The organism is Ruegeria sp. AG7, assembly GCF_056541545.1.
Map to the genome: position 1 here is coordinate 44237 of NZ_JBQFYP010000003.1, position 17659 is coordinate 61895.

15 protein-coding genes and 1 tRNA gene are annotated in these 17659 nt (G+C 56.6%); 5 read left to right on the plus strand and 11 right to left on the minus strand.

The genetic code is table 11. The annotated features are described in order from the left end of the window. Positions 1 to 248: 248 nt before the first annotated feature. Together ACR0BF_RS05110 and ACR0BF_RS05115 are read left to right on the plus strand one after the other, a co-directional pair. Positions 249 to 1469 (plus strand): APC family permease, encoded by a 1221-nt coding sequence (locus ACR0BF_RS05110; RefSeq protein ID WP_480485584.1) that lies wholly within the window; start codon positions 249 to 251, stop codon positions 1467 to 1469. A 48-nt stretch (positions 1470 to 1517) separates the two neighbouring features. Further along, entirely contained in the window at positions 1518 to 3134 is a 1617-nt protein-coding gene (locus ACR0BF_RS05115; protein WP_480624527.1) for an MFS transporter, read from the plus strand. On the opposite strand, the gene ACR0BF_RS05120 is transcribed toward ACR0BF_RS05115, so the two are convergent. The 7 genes from ACR0BF_RS05120 to ACR0BF_RS05150 form a co-directional block, all read right to left on the minus strand. Next, positions 3135 to 4727: a trypsin-like peptidase domain-containing protein gene (locus tag ACR0BF_RS05120; protein ID WP_480624412.1), complete on the minus strand. Its 1593-nt coding sequence runs from the start codon at positions 4725 to 4727 to the stop codon at positions 3135 to 3137. Between the two features lie 190 nt (positions 4728 to 4917). Further along, positions 4918 to 4991, minus strand: a tRNA-Gly gene (locus tag ACR0BF_RS05125). Between the two features lie 69 nt (positions 4992 to 5060). Continuing rightward, positions 5061 to 5888: a polyphosphate kinase 2 family protein gene (locus ACR0BF_RS05130; protein WP_480624413.1), complete on the minus strand. Its 828-nt coding sequence runs from the start codon at positions 5886 to 5888 to the stop codon at positions 5061 to 5063. A 125-nt stretch (positions 5889 to 6013) separates the two neighbouring features. After that, the gene (locus ACR0BF_RS05135) at positions 6014 to 7069 is read right to left on the minus strand and encodes a methyltetrahydrofolate cobalamin methyltransferase (protein WP_480472881.1); all 1056 of its coding nucleotides are present in this window, start codon (positions 7067 to 7069) and stop codon (positions 6014 to 6016) included. A gap of 9 nt (positions 7070 to 7078) precedes the next feature. Beyond that, positions 7079 to 8005, minus strand: a complete 927-nt coding sequence (locus tag ACR0BF_RS05140) for a methylenetetrahydrofolate reductase (protein WP_480553559.1) — start codon at positions 8003 to 8005, stop codon at positions 7079 to 7081. Between the two features lie 25 nt (positions 8006 to 8030). Next, positions 8031 to 8327 carry a virulence factor gene (locus tag ACR0BF_RS05145; protein ID WP_480493114.1) on the minus strand — a complete coding sequence of 99 codons (297 nt, stop codon included), beginning with the start codon at positions 8325 to 8327 and terminating at the stop codon, positions 8031 to 8033. 249 nt (positions 8328 to 8576) lie between these two features. After that, on the minus strand, positions 8577 to 10463 hold the full coding sequence (locus tag ACR0BF_RS05150; protein WP_480493113.1) for a PhoX family protein: 1887 nt from the start codon (positions 10461 to 10463) through the stop codon (positions 8577 to 8579). 178 nt (positions 10464 to 10641) lie between these two features. Here ACR0BF_RS05150 and ACR0BF_RS05155 point away from each other — a divergent pair, with 178 nt between their 5' ends. Continuing rightward, on the plus strand, positions 10642 to 11754 hold the full coding sequence (locus ACR0BF_RS05155; RefSeq protein WP_209503859.1) for a Ppx/GppA phosphatase family protein: 1113 nt from the start codon (positions 10642 to 10644) through the stop codon (positions 11752 to 11754). Continuing rightward, the gene (locus tag ACR0BF_RS05160) at positions 11754 to 12470 is read left to right on the plus strand and encodes an RlmE family RNA methyltransferase (RefSeq protein WP_480493112.1); all 717 of its coding nucleotides are present in this window, start codon (positions 11754 to 11756) and stop codon (positions 12468 to 12470) included. Before ACR0BF_RS05155 ends, ACR0BF_RS05160 begins: the two co-directional genes overlap by 1 nt. 2 nt (positions 12471 to 12472) lie before the next feature. Here ACR0BF_RS05160 and ACR0BF_RS05165 read toward each other — a convergent pair whose 3' ends face one another. From ACR0BF_RS05165 to ACR0BF_RS05175, 3 genes are all read right to left on the minus strand, one after another. Further along, positions 12473 to 12664, minus strand: coding sequence for a hypothetical protein (locus tag ACR0BF_RS05165; RefSeq protein ID WP_480472891.1), 192 nt, complete (start codon positions 12662 to 12664; stop codon positions 12473 to 12475). Positions 12665 to 12751: 87 nt separating this feature from the next. Next, on the minus strand, positions 12752 to 14653 hold the full coding sequence (locus ACR0BF_RS05170) for a multiheme c-type cytochrome (protein WP_480624414.1): 1902 nt from the start codon (positions 14651 to 14653) through the stop codon (positions 12752 to 12754). After that, positions 14650 to 15516 carry a YihY/virulence factor BrkB family protein gene (locus ACR0BF_RS05175; RefSeq protein WP_480624415.1) on the minus strand — a complete coding sequence of 289 codons (867 nt, stop codon included), beginning with the start codon at positions 15514 to 15516 and terminating at the stop codon, positions 14650 to 14652. The genes ACR0BF_RS05170 and ACR0BF_RS05175 overlap by 4 nt, the downstream gene beginning before the upstream one ends. Positions 15517 to 15687: 171 nt before the next feature. On the opposite strand from ACR0BF_RS05175, the gene ACR0BF_RS05180 reads away from it, so the two are divergent. Beyond that, complete coding sequence (locus ACR0BF_RS05180; protein WP_480621818.1) at positions 15688 to 16776, plus strand: AI-2E family transporter; 1089 nt, start codon at positions 15688 to 15690, stop codon at positions 16774 to 16776. Positions 16777 to 16875: 99 nt separating this feature from the next. Here the strand turns inward: ACR0BF_RS05180 and ACR0BF_RS05185 are convergent, their stop codons facing one another. Beyond that, the gene (locus ACR0BF_RS05185) at positions 16876 to 17544 is read right to left on the minus strand and encodes a Crp/Fnr family transcriptional regulator (protein WP_480624416.1); all 669 of its coding nucleotides are present in this window, start codon (positions 17542 to 17544) and stop codon (positions 16876 to 16878) included. Between the last annotated feature and the right edge of the window lie 115 nt (positions 17545 to 17659).

The window sequence follows — 17659 nt, forward strand, 5'->3', positions numbered from 1 at the left end:
TATATCATCGGGCCCGACGCTCACTTGCCTGACCCCAAGCAAATTTTCCGGTGATCAGTGATTCAGTGGTGTGAAAGTTCGCTCCGTGGGCGCGGCGAACGTGCGGCGCGCTCTCCTGCCGACTACCCTCTGGCTACTCGGCACTTACCGCATGCCAGTAAATGCAAATGATCAAGGCGACGGGACCAAGCACGGAAACGTCGATGCCAACTTAAGACACGCGATGTAATCCAATTGGCGGATAGATGATGTCCATCGTTGAACAAAAGACACCAAAGCTGCGACGGGCGCTGACGACCCCGCTGCTCACGCTCTATGGGCTTGGAGTGACCGTGGGGGCTGGCATTTATGTGCTTGTTGGTGCGACGGCCGGGATAGCGGGCCCGTATGCCGCGGTTTCGTTCCTGATTGCTGCGCTTGTTGTTGCGCTGACCGCCCTGTCATACGCAGAACTGGCAACCCGATATCCTGTGAGTGCGGGTGAGGCCGCCTATGTCGAAGCTGGGTTTCAGAAAAGCTGGATGGCCGTGCTGGTCGGTCTCGCGGTGGCCGCCTCGGGCATCATCTCGGCCTCGGCCGTGGCTATCGGGGCCGCGTCGTACCTTCAAACGCTTACAGGTTTAGGCATTTCAAGTCTGACAATCGGTGTAGTTCTGATCATGGGGCTGATCGCCCTATGGGGGATCACGCAGTCGGTAATGGTGGCGGCAGTCATTACCATCATAGAAATCAGCGGGCTACTTGTCGTTATTGGTTGGGGCCTGTCCCTTCCTGAGCCTCAGGGCTATGCGCTCACCCAGATGGTTCCCGGGCTGGACCCAACCGCCTGGAGAGGGATATTGGCCGCTTCGCTTCTGGCGTTTTTCGCCTTTGTCGGTTTCGAGGACATGGCGAATGTCGCTGAAGAAGTTAAAGACCCCGCCGGAACAATCCCGAAAGCGATCCTGTTGACGCTTATTCTGGCCACGGTCTTGTATCTTGGTACGTCCATGACTGTTCTGTATGTGGTGCCGATCGATGTCCTTTCGACGTCCGCCGCACCGCTGGCCCTGATTTTTACGGACGCGCCCGAGGTTATCCAGCAGGGGTTTTCGACCATTGCCATCGTAGCCACGATCAATGGTGTTCTGATCCAGATGATCATGGCATCCCGCGTGATTTACGGGCTCGCGGATCGGGATCATTTGCCTAAGTTTCTGGCTACGGTATCTCAGGTCACTCAGACGCCAACGGTAGCGACAATCATGGTCACGGCGATAATCCTGTTGCTGACCCAAACGCTTCCAATCGCCATTCTGGCCGAGCGCACGTCGCAAATTGTTCTGGGGGTCTTTGTGCTGGTCAATCTTTCACTGATCCTTTTGAAGACCCGGGCTGAAACCGATGAACCGCAGTTCCGCGTGCCTCTTGTTGTTCCCCTCTTTGGGGTGGTGACCAGTTTGTTGCTTTTTGCGTCCGCGTTTCTGTAAGCCTGTATCATTGGGTCAAGGAAATCCTGCGATGCGATTTACGTGAACATGACCACTGACCAGCCTTCTACAGGAGCGCCGCTTTCTGCATGGTGGCAAAGAACCTTTGTTGATCTGGCGCGACAGATGCGATGGTCCTACCTGCCACCGCTCATGGTCTACTTTGCCGCCGGGGTTTCTGGCCTGACATCGGTCGTCGGCGCTTTTTTTCTTAAGGACTATCTTAACCTATCCGCTTCCTTTGTAGCCGGGTTGGCGTTTTGGGCCGGGCTTCCCTGGATCTTGAAAATGCCACTGGGTCATATCGTTGATCTGTTTTGGCGGTGGAAGTCATTGCTGATCCTATTGGGGGCAACCCTGATCACCTTGTCCCTGCTCACCATGTACGGGCTTGTGGCCTTTCCCGGACATATGGTTGATGTCATACCGCTGGAACACTGGTATATCATTGCCCTGCTCTTGGCGCCTTCCGGCTATGCCATTCAGGATGTCGTCGCCGACGCGATGACGGTCGAGGCCGTTCCAAAGATCAATCCCCACGGGCAGCCGTTTTCGCCCGAGGAAACCCGTGCGCAGCATACAACAATGCAAACACTGGGCAGGATCGCCATTTTCTCGGGATTCGCAGCCGTAGCCGCGGTCAATATCTGGGTGTTCTCGGGAACCGAGGGCATGCAGAAATCAGACCGTCTTGCATTGTATGGCAACGTCTATCTGATCGCGCTTGTCATTCCCCTGTTGTCCGTCAGCGGTGTGGTTTTGCACGGTTTGATACAGCGTCAACATCTTCGCCTAGGTCATCCCCCGCATACTCCTGACGAAACCACCGAGGTCAAATGGCCAATCCTGCTGGGCGGTCTCGCCTTTGTTGTACTGAGTATCGTGTTGGGAACATCGAATTTCCAACTCGCCCAGGAAACTATTTTTGTAGTCTCACTGAGTGTGATCTTGTACCTGATGTCGCGCTTGGTGAAGGAACTGAACCCAAATCAGGCAAAGGCTCTGATTGGTACGGCGATAATCATTTTCGTGTTTCGTGCGGTTCCTTTGCCCGGGCCGGGGCTGACCTGGTTCGAAATCGACGAGTTGGGGTTTGACGAGCAGTTCCTGGCAATCCTGGCGCTTCTGACGTCCCTGCTTGCACTGGTCGGGCTCATCGTTCTGAGACCGTTTATGGCCAACCGCTCGATTGCGCAGGTCGTTATCATTCTGACCATCGCGTCGGGGGTCCTCGCCCTGCCCAACCTTGCGCTGTATTACGGCGTGCATGAATGGACATCTGCGCATACCGGCGGGATCGTAGACGCGAGGTTCATTGCAATCCTCGACACCGCAGTTGAATCCCCGCTGGGTCAAATCGCGATGGTTCCGATGCTGGCCTGGATCGCACGTAATGCTCCTGTGCATCTGAAGGCAACTTTCTTTGCCGTCATGGCGTCATTCACCAACATGGCCTTGTCGGCCAGCAGTTTGGCAACGAAATACATGAACCAGATTTTCGTGGTGTCGCGCGCGGTAACCGACCCGGAAACCGGTGTCGTCACATCGATTGCCGATTACGGCCAACTTGGACACCTGTTGATCGCCGTGGCCCTGATTTCTGTGATCGTTCCGTTGACGGTCGTATTCATTGTTCAAAAATCGCCTTTCCAGACCAGTGATTGATCACTGGCTGACAGTTTCATTCAGCAAGGTTTTCAGGTGCAAAACCGGAACCCCGATGTTTGAACCCCCGAACTCTGGCAGGATCGCGGCGTTAATCGCGACCACCTCTCCCTTGCGGTTCAGGGCCGGCCCTCCGCTTCCTCCTGACGTTGTTTCTGCGTCGTAAACGACTGCACCCGGGCTTGTCTGCGCCACGATTCCTCGGCTGGCGAGAGGTTGAACCTGGTTTTGCGCAGATAACCGTGCGGCGATCGTCCAGAAATTGACGGACCCGTCTTTTTCGAGCGTATTCAGAAATTCCGGCCCCGCCTGCGCAATTAATGATTTCAGGCCAGTAGGATACCCCAGCAGAAAGACTTCGTCACCGCTTCGTGGAAGATCTTCCGCCAGTGGCAATCCCAGCCCCTCGATACGGTTTGGATCAACCGACAAAAGTGCCAGATCAGCGGTTTCACTGAACCGGTCCAAAGTAGCCTCAATCGGATCGGTCTGACCTGGCAGATAGGCCAGCAACCGAAGCATCTCGGCCTCAAGACCTGCGTTTTTCAGTGCCTGAGCTTGGTCGCCGGATGTCCAGGGCAAGGCAACGTGGCGGTTGGTGGCCATCAGCGGCGTACCCTCCAGCAGAAATCCGGTGCCAGTGAACTGGAACTCCGCGGGCTCGCCTGTTGCGTCCGGTTCGATCCAGGGTTGTCCGAAGGGTGTTTGCAACTTCTCTCCGTTCGGCCCCAACACGTGGCGCAGCAGTTTACCGCTTTCGATATGACGCAATCCGTAGGCGCCCTGAATGAAAGCCACGGATTGAGTAGAGGCGGTGATGACCCGCGTAGACGCCCCCGCGCGTTGTTCAAGGGTACCCAACCGCTGCTCGGTTGATATCAGCTGGTTCTGAAAGGCTTCCCTCAACGCCACAAGGTCTTCGGGGGTTAGAACATCTTCCCGCGTCTGGCTAAGCATGGTCGCCACAGCTTCAATCTTGCGAGCTTCCTGTTGCAGGCTGTCGGCCAGTCTCCGGTCGTTTTGATAAAGCAGGAACAGCAGACCTGCGATCAGCGCAATCGCGGCTACTACCGTAATCCTGAAGAACATAGTGGTTTGAGAAACAAGCCTTCGCCCACTCTCACGCAGCGCACCCGACATTCTTTGGGCAAAGGGTCGGCGACTTGACCGCGCATAGGCATAGGCGTCGCTCAGGATATCCTCGACCGTATGACGGATGGGAAACCTCTGAGTACATATGCGGTATCGGGAGATCGGGCCCAATTCGCCAAACTCGATCATGTCGCCGTGTTTCAGCGTTGCCGACACAATCTTGTGGCCATTGACCCAGATGTCTTGCCCTACCAGCGCGTTGAGCACATAGCCCCCCTCGGTCCACTGAAGCGTTGCGATATCTTCGTCATGGGGCGGTGTGTTGTCTTTCAGGCGTAGGCCTAGCGCACGGCCTTCGCCAACTGAAACAGTCAATGCGCTGTCGACAAGCCAGGAAACCGTTCCACGGGACGGGCCGGTCAGGCTCTCCAGAAAGGCATGAACATCACCTGCGCAAGGCTCTTGGGGGGTTCTCGTGCCGGTCTGATCAATTTCCCGCATAGTTGGGCTCTGCTCAACAGTGATGGGGTCACTCTATCATAAGACGCCCGGAATCCTACTAATCGCAAGGGGGATGCCCCAAACCGGAACTATCTACAGGCATAAATCAATTTGGTGGAACGTCCCGAAACGACCCCCATGCCTGCCAGAGCAGGCCTTCACCGGAATTCGCCGTCTTACCTGAGAGTTCTGGAGCGGGTAGCGGGAATCGAACCCGCGCGTTCAGCTTGGGAAGCTGACAGGCTACCATTACATCATACCCGCCGCGCCTCTGAGATATAACCAGAGTTCCCTGACGCGCAAGCCGGATCGTTTCAGCTCGCCCGGAAAATGTCACTCAGTCCGCGCACGAAGACTGTCGATCAGCGAGTCTTCAACATCCAAAGCCTGGATGGCCGCCTCAAGCGTACGGCTGTCCAGATGTTGCGGGTTCAGATCGACCCCTGCTGAAAACGCTTTGACAATGGCCTTCATGGCGCTGATGCGCGCATATCTTTTGTTTTTGGCCGGTATTACGTGCCACGGCGCCAGATCGGTTGACGTCCGGGCCAACATTTCATCCACGGCGACCTCGGTAACATCCCATTTCTCGCGATTCCTGAAATCCTCGTACGTCAGCTTCCAGCGCTTCAACGGGTTTCTTAGCCGTTCTGTAAACCGCTGCATCTGTTCATCTTCAGAGATGTGGAAGAACAGCTTGACGATCCGGGCACCATCGTCGACCAGCATGCGTTCGAAATCATTGATTTCCTGATAGGCAGCGCGCCAGCGTGTTTCCGGGGTCAGGTTCTCGATCCGCTCAACCAACACGCGCCCGTACCAGCTGCGGTCGAATGCGGATATCGCTCCGGACGGTGGCAAACGTTCCCAAAACCGCAGCAGGTAATGCCGGTTGAGGTAGTAGTTCCGGGGTGCCCCAATTGGCCAGACCTTAAAGCTGCGCGGGTCCAGAGCCTGGCTGATCCTGCGAATGGTTCCCCCCTTGCCTGCCGCATCCCAACCCTCGAACACCAGCACACCCTTTAGCCCGTGAAACAGATAAGCTTGTTGAATCCTGGCCAGTTTGGCCTGAAGATCAACCAGTTGCTCGAAATACTCCTTTTTGCCCAACCGCTTGGTCAGATCCGCTCCTGAGAGTTTCGGGGGGTGATGTTTGCTCATCGTGCCACCTGATCGTTGCGTCCCGGATCAGGATATCCTGAACCATTACGCAAAATCGACATTAATCAGGGTCAAACGAAAAGGCCGGGCAAAGTGCCCGGCCTTAGCTGTCTTTGTTGATGCAATCAGGCGCGGCGACGACGGCCACCGCCGCGACGACCACTGGCTGCGCCACCAGCCTCGTCAGGTGATTTGTTGAACCGGATCCATTCCCCACCATGCGGGTCGTTGTTTGTCAGCAGGTTGGCGGCGCGGATGGCCTCCATCTCTTTACCGGCGCGCGGCTTGGTGGAGCCCAGGCCGAACATCTGAACAAACGCCTCGTCATCCATACCTTCTGGCAGAATGATGCCAGCTGCGGCAAGGGCTTCTTTTTTCTCAGCAATTTTTGCCTGCGTTACTGGCAGAGCCACCGGGTTCATAATCGCCGAGGTCATGCCGGCACCCATTGCCATCGGCAGGAAGGCATTGTTGATGCCGTGGCGGTTCGGCAGGCCGAACGAGATGTTGGATGCACCACAGGTGGTGTTCACGCCCAGTTCCTCGCGCAGGCGGCGAACCAGAGCAAACACCTGCTGACCAGCTGTTGCCATCGCGCCAATCGGCATGACCAGCGGGTCAACAACGATGTCATGCGCGGGGATTCCGAAATCGGCAGCACGCTGAACGATCTTTTTGGCCACTTCGAAACGGACATCGGGGTCTTCCGAGATGCCCGTGTCGTCGTTCGAGATTGCCACAACAGGAACATTGTATTTTTTGACCAGCGGCAGAACCAGTTCCAGACGCTCTTCCTCACCTGTGACCGAGTTCAGCAGAGGGCGACCTTCCGCCGCCTCAAGACCCGCTTCCAGAGCACCGGGAACCGACGAGTCGATACACAACGGAACTTCAACCAGACCCTGCACCAGCTCAACGATCTTGCGCATCAATGGCGGTTCGGTTTCATTCGGGTTGGGGTTCGAGTTGTAGACGACGCCCGCGTTGATATCCAGAACGGTCGCGCCCGCCATCACCTGCGCCAGCGCATCCTTCTCGACGGTCGAGAAATCGCCTGCTTCCAGTTCGGCCGCCAGCTTTTTCCGACCGGTCGGGTTGATCCGCTCTCCGATCACGCAGAACGGTTCATCAAAGCCCAGAACGGCAGTTTTTGTTTTTGATTCTAAGACTGTACGGGTCATGTCCGTTCCTTAGGAGTTTGCAGGCTGCGCCGAGGCACCGCCATTATTGATCGCCCAGTTGGCGTTGGTTTTGATCCCGCCCAGCGGGAAGAAGTGCACGTTGGTGATGTTGAAATCCGGGTTGGCCGCTTTGTAGTTGGCCAATTCAGTCACAACATCGTTCGGTTCATAGGGCAACAGAAGCTTCGACACATCCATGGCGCGCTTTTGCAGAACTTTCAGCGACGGGCCGACGCCGCAAGCAATTGCGAACTTGATCAGGGTCTGCAGTTTGGCCGGACCGGCGATACCAATGTGGATGGGCAGGTCGATACCTGCCTCTTTCAGACCATCCGCCCAGGCGATGATCGGCTTGGCATCGAAGGCAAACTGAGTTGCCAGGGCCATCTCGGCATCCGTGGTTTCGTTGAATTTCTGTTTCCAGCGCAGGGCGTCATCGACGTTCTTGGTGGACCCATCGGGATCGATGTCCTTGTTACCCTCGGGGTGACCGGCAACATGAAGACGCTTGAACCCTGCCTTGTCGAACAGACCGGTTTCCATCAGCTGCATGGAACTGTCGAAATCGCCATGCGGTTTTGTCACACCACCGGCCAGCAACAGCGCCTGCTCGACGCCCGCCTCGCCCTGGTACATCGAGATCCAGTTTTCCAACGTCGCCGCATCTTTGATGATCCGCGCCGGGAAGTGGGGCATGATAGGATAGCCTTCGGCCGCAATCCGCTTGGCTGTCTTGACCATGTCTTCAATCGGGGTGCCTTCGATATGGGCAATGTAGACGCGTGTGCCTTCGGGCAGCAGCGCGCGGAAATCCTCGACCTTTTCGGCGGTCCGCGGCATGACCTCGATCGAATAGCCTTGCAGGAAGGCTTCGACAGTCGGGTTCACAGGGCTGTTTTCGACCACATCACGTTTCTTGAAGTTCAGCAAAGCCATTGAGGCCTCCCATTAAGATCCGGGCTTATGCCCAACCGTCATTTGCGATCAGCGCTTTAATGCGGTCCTGATCGTATTCCTTTTCCAGACGCAGGGCCTCGGCCTCGGCTACTTCTGCCGGGTCGCCATCAACCACAAAAGGCTCGGCCTTGCGCCATTCAGCCAGATAGGCATCACTGTCCTTTGCGTTTACCTTCATGGCGGCGCGGTCGATGGCTTGCTCGAACCGTTCTTCCAGTTGCCGCTTCGCGCCGCGACGGCCTTTGCCGACGATGACCTGAGCGGGAATGTCGCGCCAGTACACGATGGTGACGTCAGGCATTACTGTGATTCCTCCTAACCCGATGGGCCGGTTCTAAACTTCAATGTGGGGATTGGTCGGTCGGTTTTCGACACCCGGCGCTTTTCAAGCGACGTTTTCGCCCACGGTGGCGTGGCGGGGTTTTAACCCGTCTCGCGGCAAAAACGCATACCAAAATTCTCATTGTCACTATGAGAGCATTGCATAATGAACAAAAAGCCCCGGACGGCATGACCCGCCCGAGGCTTGTTTCAACGCGTCTTGCCAAGGTTAACCGACCAACCCACCGTCTTCACGAGTAACCGCAATGATGGCTGAACGTGGAACCGAGTTACCACCGTCGGGCCAGTGGCTATTACCGTCTTCACCGGGGTGTTGAATACCAACAAACATGGTGCGGCGATCCGGCGACCAGCTGAGCCCAGTGATCTCACACTCGTTCGGGCCAACCAGAAAACGACGGATTTCACCGGTAACCGGGTCGCCTGCCAGCATCTGGTTGTTCCCCTGCCCTTCGAAGTCGCCCTCGTTGCTGTATTTGCCGTCGGTCTGGATCCACAGCAGGCCGTTGCTGTCAAACTTCAGACCGTCGGGCGAGTTGAACATGTTGTCGGCGTTGACATTGTCCGAACCGCCATACGCATCCTGATGCACGGTCGGGTTTCCGGCCAGTACATACAGGTCCCATTCGAAACCCGATGCGCCATGGTCTCCGCCTTCAGGGCGCCAGCGCACGATCTGACCGTATTTGTTCGCCTCGCGCGGATTCGGCCCGTTGACCGAAGTGTCGTCGCCACCGGCATTCGGTTTCACACCGCGGTTCTTGTTGTTGGTCAGGCAGCAATAGACCTCGGGCGCGTTCGGGTTGGCCGCAACCCATTCCGGGCGGTCCATGGTGGTCGCGCCAACAGCCGATGCTGCTTGCCGCGTATGGATGCAGATTTCGGCCTGCGACGTCATACCAGTTGTTTCGGGGGTCAGGTCCAGCCACTCACCAGTCCCGTCGTCGTTGAACTTTGCAACCGACAACGTACCGTTCTCAAGCAGCGCATGCGTGTCCACCCCAGCGGCATAAAAACCTTCCGAGACAAAGCGGTACAGGAACTCGCCCCGTTCATCATCACCCATGTAGACAACGACACGACCGTCATTGTTCACAATGGCCTCGGCGTTTTCGTGCTTGAACCGACCGAGCGCGGTCAGCTTACGAGGGGTCGAGGTTGGCTCGGTCGGATTGATTTCGACAACATAGCCTGCGCGGTTCGGTTCGTTAGGGTTTTTCGAGACGTCGAAACGCTCGTCAATTCCGGCCCATCCGTATCCCCAGTCCTTGGACGAAACGCCGTAGCGCTGAAGTTCGGCGCTGACCTCATGGTTTTCGTCCTCAGTCGAGAAGTAACCATTGAAATTCTCTTCACAGGCCAAATACGTCCCCCATGGGGTCATGCCATTACCACAGTTGTTCCAGGTGCCTTTACAGATGGTGCCTGTCGGATCGGCGGCAGTTTTCAGCAGATCATGGCCAGCGGCAGGCCCCGTCAATGACATGTCTGTCTGCGGCGTGATGCGGCGGTTATACGAGCTATCCTTGACGATGCCCCATTTGCCGTCGGTAACCGCAATCTCGACCACCGTCACACCATGCGCCATCATGCCTTTGGCGACATCGTCATCCGAGGCGGCTTTGGCGTCCGGGTTGTTGCCCCAAAGGATATCGCGATTGGTGTATTCGTTGTTCACGACCAGTAGAACGTGACCCTCGTGCAAAAACACATCCTGACCGTCGGTGTTATCACCAAATGCGCGCTCTTGGCTGGCAGCGGTTCCACGGGTGGCCGGATCAAATTCGGGCACATCAGACCAAAGCGGGTCGCCCCAGCGCACCATCACCTCGGCCTTGTAGCCCGGCGGCACGATGACGTCATCGGCAGTTGACGCCGGAATCGCCTCAAACGCAAATCGATCTGCGGCTGCGCGCGCACCAGTCGGAAGCAGCGACCCGCCCAAAGCCGTGAAACTTCCCACCGCCAATACGCCGCCCAGAAATCCACGACGTGACAGGGCACGTTCAACGACGCGGTCAAACTCACATTCCTCTGGGCGCGGGTTCACCATTTCATCGAATTCGTCAAAGGTCAGGACACGTTTATCTTTCATGGCAGGCTCCGTCTGCGGCTGATTGCGATCAAGAATCCCTCAACCGGGATCAAAGATCAAATCGCACCTCAGTATGAACGGCGTGTGACATCCAAGCCAAATTTGAAATGGAAATCGCTTGCACGTCGACGACGCCCCGCCTAGGGTCAAATCAACTCGAAAATCGGAGGGCGTTACGATGGCGCCCAAGCGTCCCAAAGGTGCGGGCGCGTTCCCGAAAGCGGTCGAAAGCCCCGCGCCGGCAAGACCCGATCCGGATGCCCTGTATGCGGCTCTGGATTTGGGAACAAATAGTTGCCGCATGTTGATAGCCCAGCCCAAGGGCAGCGGGTTTCATGTGGTTGACAGCTTCTCCAAGTCCGTGCAGCTGGGCGCGGGTCTGGAACGCACCGGACGTCTGTCGCGGGCGTCGATGGCACGCACCGTTCAGGCGCTGCGAATCTGTCAACAAAAGCTGAAGCGGAACAAAGTAAAGCGGATGCGTCTGATCGCAACCGAGGCCTGCCGCCGCGCCAAGAATTCCCGCGAATTCATCCGACAGGTCAAACGCGAAACCGGACTGACGCTTGAAATCATCCAACCCGAAGAAGAAGCCCGTTTGGCGGTGATCTCCTGCGCCCCGCTGGTGTCCACCAAGACCGAACAGCTGTTGGTTGTCGATATTGGCGGCGGTTCGACCGAGCTGGTCTGGATCGACATTTCGTCCGTCCCTCGCCGTGACCGCCCGGCTGCGATCATGCGTTTGCACAACGGGTTTCACACGGTCGACAGCCCTTTTCCGGCTGCAAAAGTTGTAGACTGGATCAGCGTACCGCTGGGTGTTGCCACGTTGCGGGATCAGTTCAATGACGTCGAAAACGACGCCGCTCGCTTTGCATTGATGAGCTGGTTTTTCGAAGAAAACCTGGCCGATTTCGCACCTTACAAAGATGAACAGACCCGCGAAGGTTTTCAGATCGTCGGCACCAGCGGAACTGTCACAACGGTTGCGGCATCGCATCTTGGCCTGAAGCGCTATGACCGGACCAAGGTTGACGGGCTGCGTATGACCAGTGATCAGATTGACAAAGTGATACGCGGGTATTTAGAACTCGGCCCTCATGGGCGCCGCCGGGATCCTCGGATTGGTGAAGACCGGCAGGCCCTGATCATGTCCGGCTCGGCCATTTTGCAGGCATTGTTGCGCTGCTGGCCCACTGATCGCCTTTCCGTGGCAGATCGGGGGCTACGCGAGGGCCTGCTTTATGCACAGATGAGCGCGGACGGGGTACTGGAAGACGGACCGTTCTGATGGCGAAGACACCAACTGGCAAAAACAACTCGGGGCGCGGTCAGCGTGACCTGAAGGTAAAGGTAAAAACCGCACGTGGTCGCAAGCTGAGTTCGACCCGCTGGCTCGAACGACAGCTGAACGATCCCTATGTCAAGCGCGCCCAGACCGAAGGATATCGGGGGCGGGCCGCGTATAAGATCATGGAGCTAGACGACAAGTTCCGCTTTCTCGTACCCGGAGCACGGGTTGTTGATCTGGGGTGCGCGCCCGGTGGCTGGTGCCAGGTTGCAGTCAAACGCGTAAACGCGCTTGGCGAAAAGTCAGGGAAACGGATCGGAACCGTGCTGGGCATCGACCTGCAGGAAGTCGAACCGGTTGCGGGTGCCGATACTCATGTGCTGGACTTCATGGAGGATGACGCCGACCAGAAGGTCAAGGACTGGCTGGGTGGCAAAGCGGACGTGGTGATGTCGGACATGGCAGCGGCGTCCTCGGGTCACAAGCAGACCGACCATCTTCGGATCATCGCACTGTGTGAAACTGCGGCCCATTTCGCGTTTGACGTGCTGGAAGAAGGTGGCACATTCGTAGCCAAGGTTCTTGCCGGCGGTGCCGAGGGCGAATTGCAAAAACTTCTGAAGCAGAAATTTCAGAAAGTGGCGCACGTGAAACCGCCCGCATCCCGTTCCGACAGTTCGGAAAAATTCGTTGTTGCAACCGGGTTTCGCGGCTAAACTTAATCTTCCAATCGGATACGGTTCCCGGTCAGCCGTTGTTCGCGCAGCGACGTCGCGGCCATACCCTGCAACATCAGTGTATCCCCGTGCGAAACATATACAGGCTCGCGATTGCGCAGCTCTTCAATGCGCTGCGCCAGCGTAGCGGGGTTCGTCCCGGTTGCTTTCTGTCTTGTTGAATCAGCGGACATACATCACCTCAAAACAGCAGTTCTGAGTTGCTGTTAGCGTGAAATTTTGCCGTGAAGTTGGAACAAATCGGGCAAACCTGTGCCGGATCAGGGCCCCAGTTGTTGCAGCAATTGCAGCAAGGCCGGGTCATCGGGCAACCTGCCCAAGGCTTCTCGCAGGGCGATACGTGCGGCTTCCGGGCCGCGATTGATCTGTGCCAGCTGCACCACCATGGGCCACGCTTCGGCGCGCTGAGGATCCAGCGCTACAACCTCGCGAAATGCCCGTTCGGCAGCCGGGGCGTTGCGCAGCGTCAAGGCCATCCCTCCCAGAACCAGATGTGTTTCCGGGGCATCCAGCCTGTTCGAGATCGCCGCCTGCCACTCGGCCATCCCCTGCTCGGTCAGATCCTGTTGCTGAGGTGTCAGGGCTTGAGGAGGGATACTCAGATACTCCTTGGCGGCGGCAATGCGAACGTTGCGAAAAGGATCAGACAAAAGGGGTTCTAACCTTTGAGCACGATCCGTTGCGCTCGCCTGACGCTGCAAGGCTGCTGCATTTGCGCGTATCAGCGGATCGCCTTCCTGCAACAGTGGCGCTGTATACGCGGCAACCTCAAGCGAGCCAAAAGGTTGCAGCAGATACGCTGCTGTTGCCCGCACGATAGCGGGTTGCGAGGGGTCCGTTGCGACAGCAATCAAACCCTCTGGCGTGTTCAAATGGCCATCGGCAGCAGCTTTGAACACCGTGCCATAATGCGGGGCCCGATTGGCTGTGTCAGGAAACCAGCCTTTGATCCGGCTGGCAGCCCAGACCTGATCCTTATTCTGGTGGCAATCAGTGCAGGCATCAGCCCCCAATCCCAAATCCGGTCGCGGCACGCGAAAGCTGTGATCCCGGCGACCGTCCACGCCCATATATGTACGTTCGATCATGTGGCAGCTTTTGCACTGGGCACCCGCGCTATCCGTAACGTGATGATGGTGATTGGGTGTATCGTATTCCTGTTTCGCCAGCGTCGGGAAATCAGGGTTTCCGGCCGTGGAATGACATTGGGTACAAATACCGTTGCCTTCGGCCTTCAACTGCGCACTGTGTGGCTCGTGGCAGTTCATGCACCCGACCCCTCGGGCATACATTTTGGATTGCAGGAATGAGCCGTAAACGTAGACCTCATCCAGTATCTGCCCGTCCGGATGATACGAACCGGGCCGCAACACAGCCAGGTTATAGGCATCATGATACGAGGTTCCCGGCAAAGGGTTTCCGTTGCCATGTGCCTCGCGCCGCGAATGACACCCGGCGCATTGCTGGATCTCAGCCTCGGTCTGGCCTTTGCCCCAGCTCATCGAAAAGCCTGTATCACTCAGCCCGTCAGTAACGCTCTGCCCTTTGGTCCAATCGATATGAGCTGACCCCGGTCCATGGCAGGCTTCGCAGCCAACACCAATCTCGGCCTGTCGGGAAGAGTATGTTCTGGATTGCGCGCCGTAGTTCTTTTCAAACCCTGTGGCGTGACATTCGGCGCAGCGCGCGTTCCAGTTCTTGTAAGGGCCCGTCCAGTGCAGCCCGTCTTCTGGTGGCAGATCCTGATCGGGGTATAAGTGATACCAGCGCTTCTGCTCGGTATCCCAAACCACATCAAAGCTTTGCAACCGCCCCGGTTCGGTTTCAAACAGATATTGTTGTAGAGGTGCGATTCCAACGACGGAATGCACATCATATGCCGTCGTCGCTCCGTCTTTTTCCGTTACACGAGCTGTGAACCTGTCTGCCTGTTTAGTAAATTCAACCGTCATCCCGTTCTGCACGAACCGGGTTCCATCGAATTCGGCGACCAGATGGCCGTCGCCAACTTCTGTCCAGGCCAAGGCATGATGAGACGAAGCCCATGCCTCGGCCTCGTGCTGATGGCAGTCTGAACACCGATCTGAGCCCACATATTCCAGTGACTGCGCCTGCCCTTCACTTGCGAGGGTTAAACAAGCCGCCAGAATGGCAAATCTCATGCCATATCTCCTGCAGCGGCGTTCCGAAGGTCGATCAATGCGCCGTTGTATTCAGCACCAAGGATCAGCATCGCAGAACACAGATACAGGAAAATCAGCGCAGCCATTGCCCCGGCCAAACCCGCATATGTGGCACTGTAGGTGGCGAACTGACTGATATAGACTGAAAATGCCCATCCGCCAGCTGCCCACAAAACCAATGTCAGTATGACGCCGGGCAGGATCTGGGTCAGGCTGTGCCTGCGGGTTGGCAGAATTAGATGTGCCAGCAGGACAGTGCCTGCCGGAACGGCCACGGTAAACGTCCACCGCAGGCGATCTACGGACAGCCAGTCCGCTACCGGAGCTTCGGTATGCTCTGCCACCAGTTTCGTGTAGACCGGCAAGACCACCTCGACCGTTGCAATAACAAGGATTGCCGAACCGCCAAGGATAACCAGGACCAGACACAAAAGCCGGGTTTTCCAAAAAGGCCAACTGTCCTGATCGTGATAGGCCTGATTCATCGCTGCGCGTACTGCGGCAACCCCGTTGGAAGCAAAGTAGATCGCAAGCAGGCCACCCAGCGTAATCACGCCCGACCCGGCACCGGCCAGAACCGCACGCAATTCGGCCACGATCGGGTCCGCAACATCCTTGGGCCATGCCCCGAATAGCAGGTCAATCAACTCATCAGTGACATAGTCCTGCGACAATGCCCCGGCCAGCGCCACGGTGAACAACACAAAGGGAAACAGGGCCATCATCAGCGACATGGCGACGTGGCTGCTCATGACAGGTCCGTTTTTCCGGACGAACCGGCGAAGTGCCAGCCATAGCGCCTGAAGCGGGCGGCCAAACGGGGGAATCGTAGGCTTTGTCATCCTGCAACCCTAACCCGCCTAAATAAAACACAGAACCCGTCATCGGTATCAAAGTGACAAAAGCCGGTCTGCAAACCGCTGACTGCATTGCTAAAACCGGAATGCAGGTGCAGGATTGGGCAAAGCGGGACGATCACTAGCCTGCTTAAGAACAGATAAACAGGATACTGAATGATCCCGGATCAGGAAGATTTCACGGCTCGCCCCAGGCTAAAACTGTCTGTTGTCCGCGACACCTGCATTATCGCGGCGCTGATGGTGCTGGGGCTTTATGCGGGGGCGAACTTCCTGATCCCGCTTGCCATGGCACTGCTGGTCAACGTTCTGATCATTGCGCTGAGCGACCGCGTCGTCGCGCTAACCCACGCTCCAGTCTGGCTGGCAAATATCGCTGGAGTGACCATCGTTCTGGCGGGTTTGTTCATGATCATGTACGTGCTGGGCAGTCAGGCAACGCAGTTTGCACGGTCCGTCAGCACGTACGAAAACCAGTTCGACGGGGCGGTTGAGCGCATAACCGGTCTTGTCGGCAACGACGTCACCACTTTCATCCGCGACAATCTGGTCAGCATCGACATGACCTATGTCGCACGCCTGTTGCTGGGCAGCGCTACGTCCCTACTGAACCAGTTCTTTCTGATCAGCCTCTATGTCGCGTTCCTGATGGCCGAGCGTCTGGCCTTTCGCAAGAAAATTCAACTTGCGGCTGGCGACCCCCAAACCGGCGCTGATTTTGCGACCATGCTTGATGCCATATCGATCAGCCTGCAACGATATGTTGGGGTAAAGACCCTGATCAGCCTGATCACAGCGGGCATCAGTTATTTTGTATTCAGGGCCCTTGGTTTGGAATATGCGGAAACCTGGGCCGTTTTGACCTTTGCTTTGAACTTCATTCCTTCGATCGGGTCGATCATAGCGGTGTTTTTTCCGGCCATGATCGCGCTTGTTCAGTTTGATACGATCGTTCCGTTTCTGATCATCTTGTTTGGGTGCGGCACCCTTCAATTCCTGATCGGTAACTTCCTTGATCCGGCCATGCTGGGCCGCTCGCTGAACATGTCGACATTCCTTGTCATTCTGGCGCTGACATTCTGGACAACTGTCTGGGGCCTGATCGGCGCTTTCCTGAGCGTGCCACTGACGGTCTGTATTCTGATCGTGTTCAGCCACATCCCTGCTTTACGCCCGGTCGCGATCCTGATGTCTCTGGACGGCCAATTGGGCGAGGAGGACGGTCAGGCGCGTGCTAATAACTGAACTGCGGCGTGGCGTAGGCTTAAGTTCGTCGGGTGCCGTACACAGCCGCCAGCCTGTCCGCATATGTTGGACCGCATCCCGGTGTCACGACCCGAAACCTCAGGTCTGACAACTGGCTATCAATGCGCCCCGATCCAGCAGTCGAACCCGGCCATACCCCAGTTCGATTAACCCCAAATCCACAAGCCTGTGAAGGTTCCTGTGCAAAGTCGGTTGCGATACAGCAATCATCGCCGCCAGATCTTCTTGTGAAACATCAATCCAGCCATCGGTTTTCGAGGTCCCTTCGTCCAAGTGAAGCAACCTCAAGACCAGCCGCTTCTCCGTTCCCGTCACAGCCAGATTTGCCATGATGCGCAAAGCGGTCCGCATATTCTCATGCGTCAACGCATAGAAATCCCGGATGTAGTCAGGATTGTTCTGAATCAACCGCGAGATGCTTAAATTTGGGAAAAACAAGGCTTGAGTGGCTTGCGTCGTGATAACACTGACCAGACGCAGCGCACCTGCAAACAAAGCCAGATCGCCGATCCAGAACCCAGCGCCGTCGCGGTGAAGCACAAACTCCTGACCATCATCCGCTGGGGCCGTTATCTGCACACCACCGCTGAGAATCGCGTAGATACCATTTGCCGGATCACCATAGTGATACAGCGTCTCTCCCGCCTCTACCGATTTCGGTATGCCAAGGGCTGCCAAATCGGCCTGAAACTCTGACGAGCGTTCACTGAACCATCCGGTGTTTCGTAATAGCTTCAGATTATTCATTTTGTCTCACATTTGTACTTTGCGATATAATCATATGATGAGTTTCCGACGCAAGAAGTAACCTATGCTAATGGTGTTCGATTCCTGCTACCAAAGATTTTCAATATGGGAATCA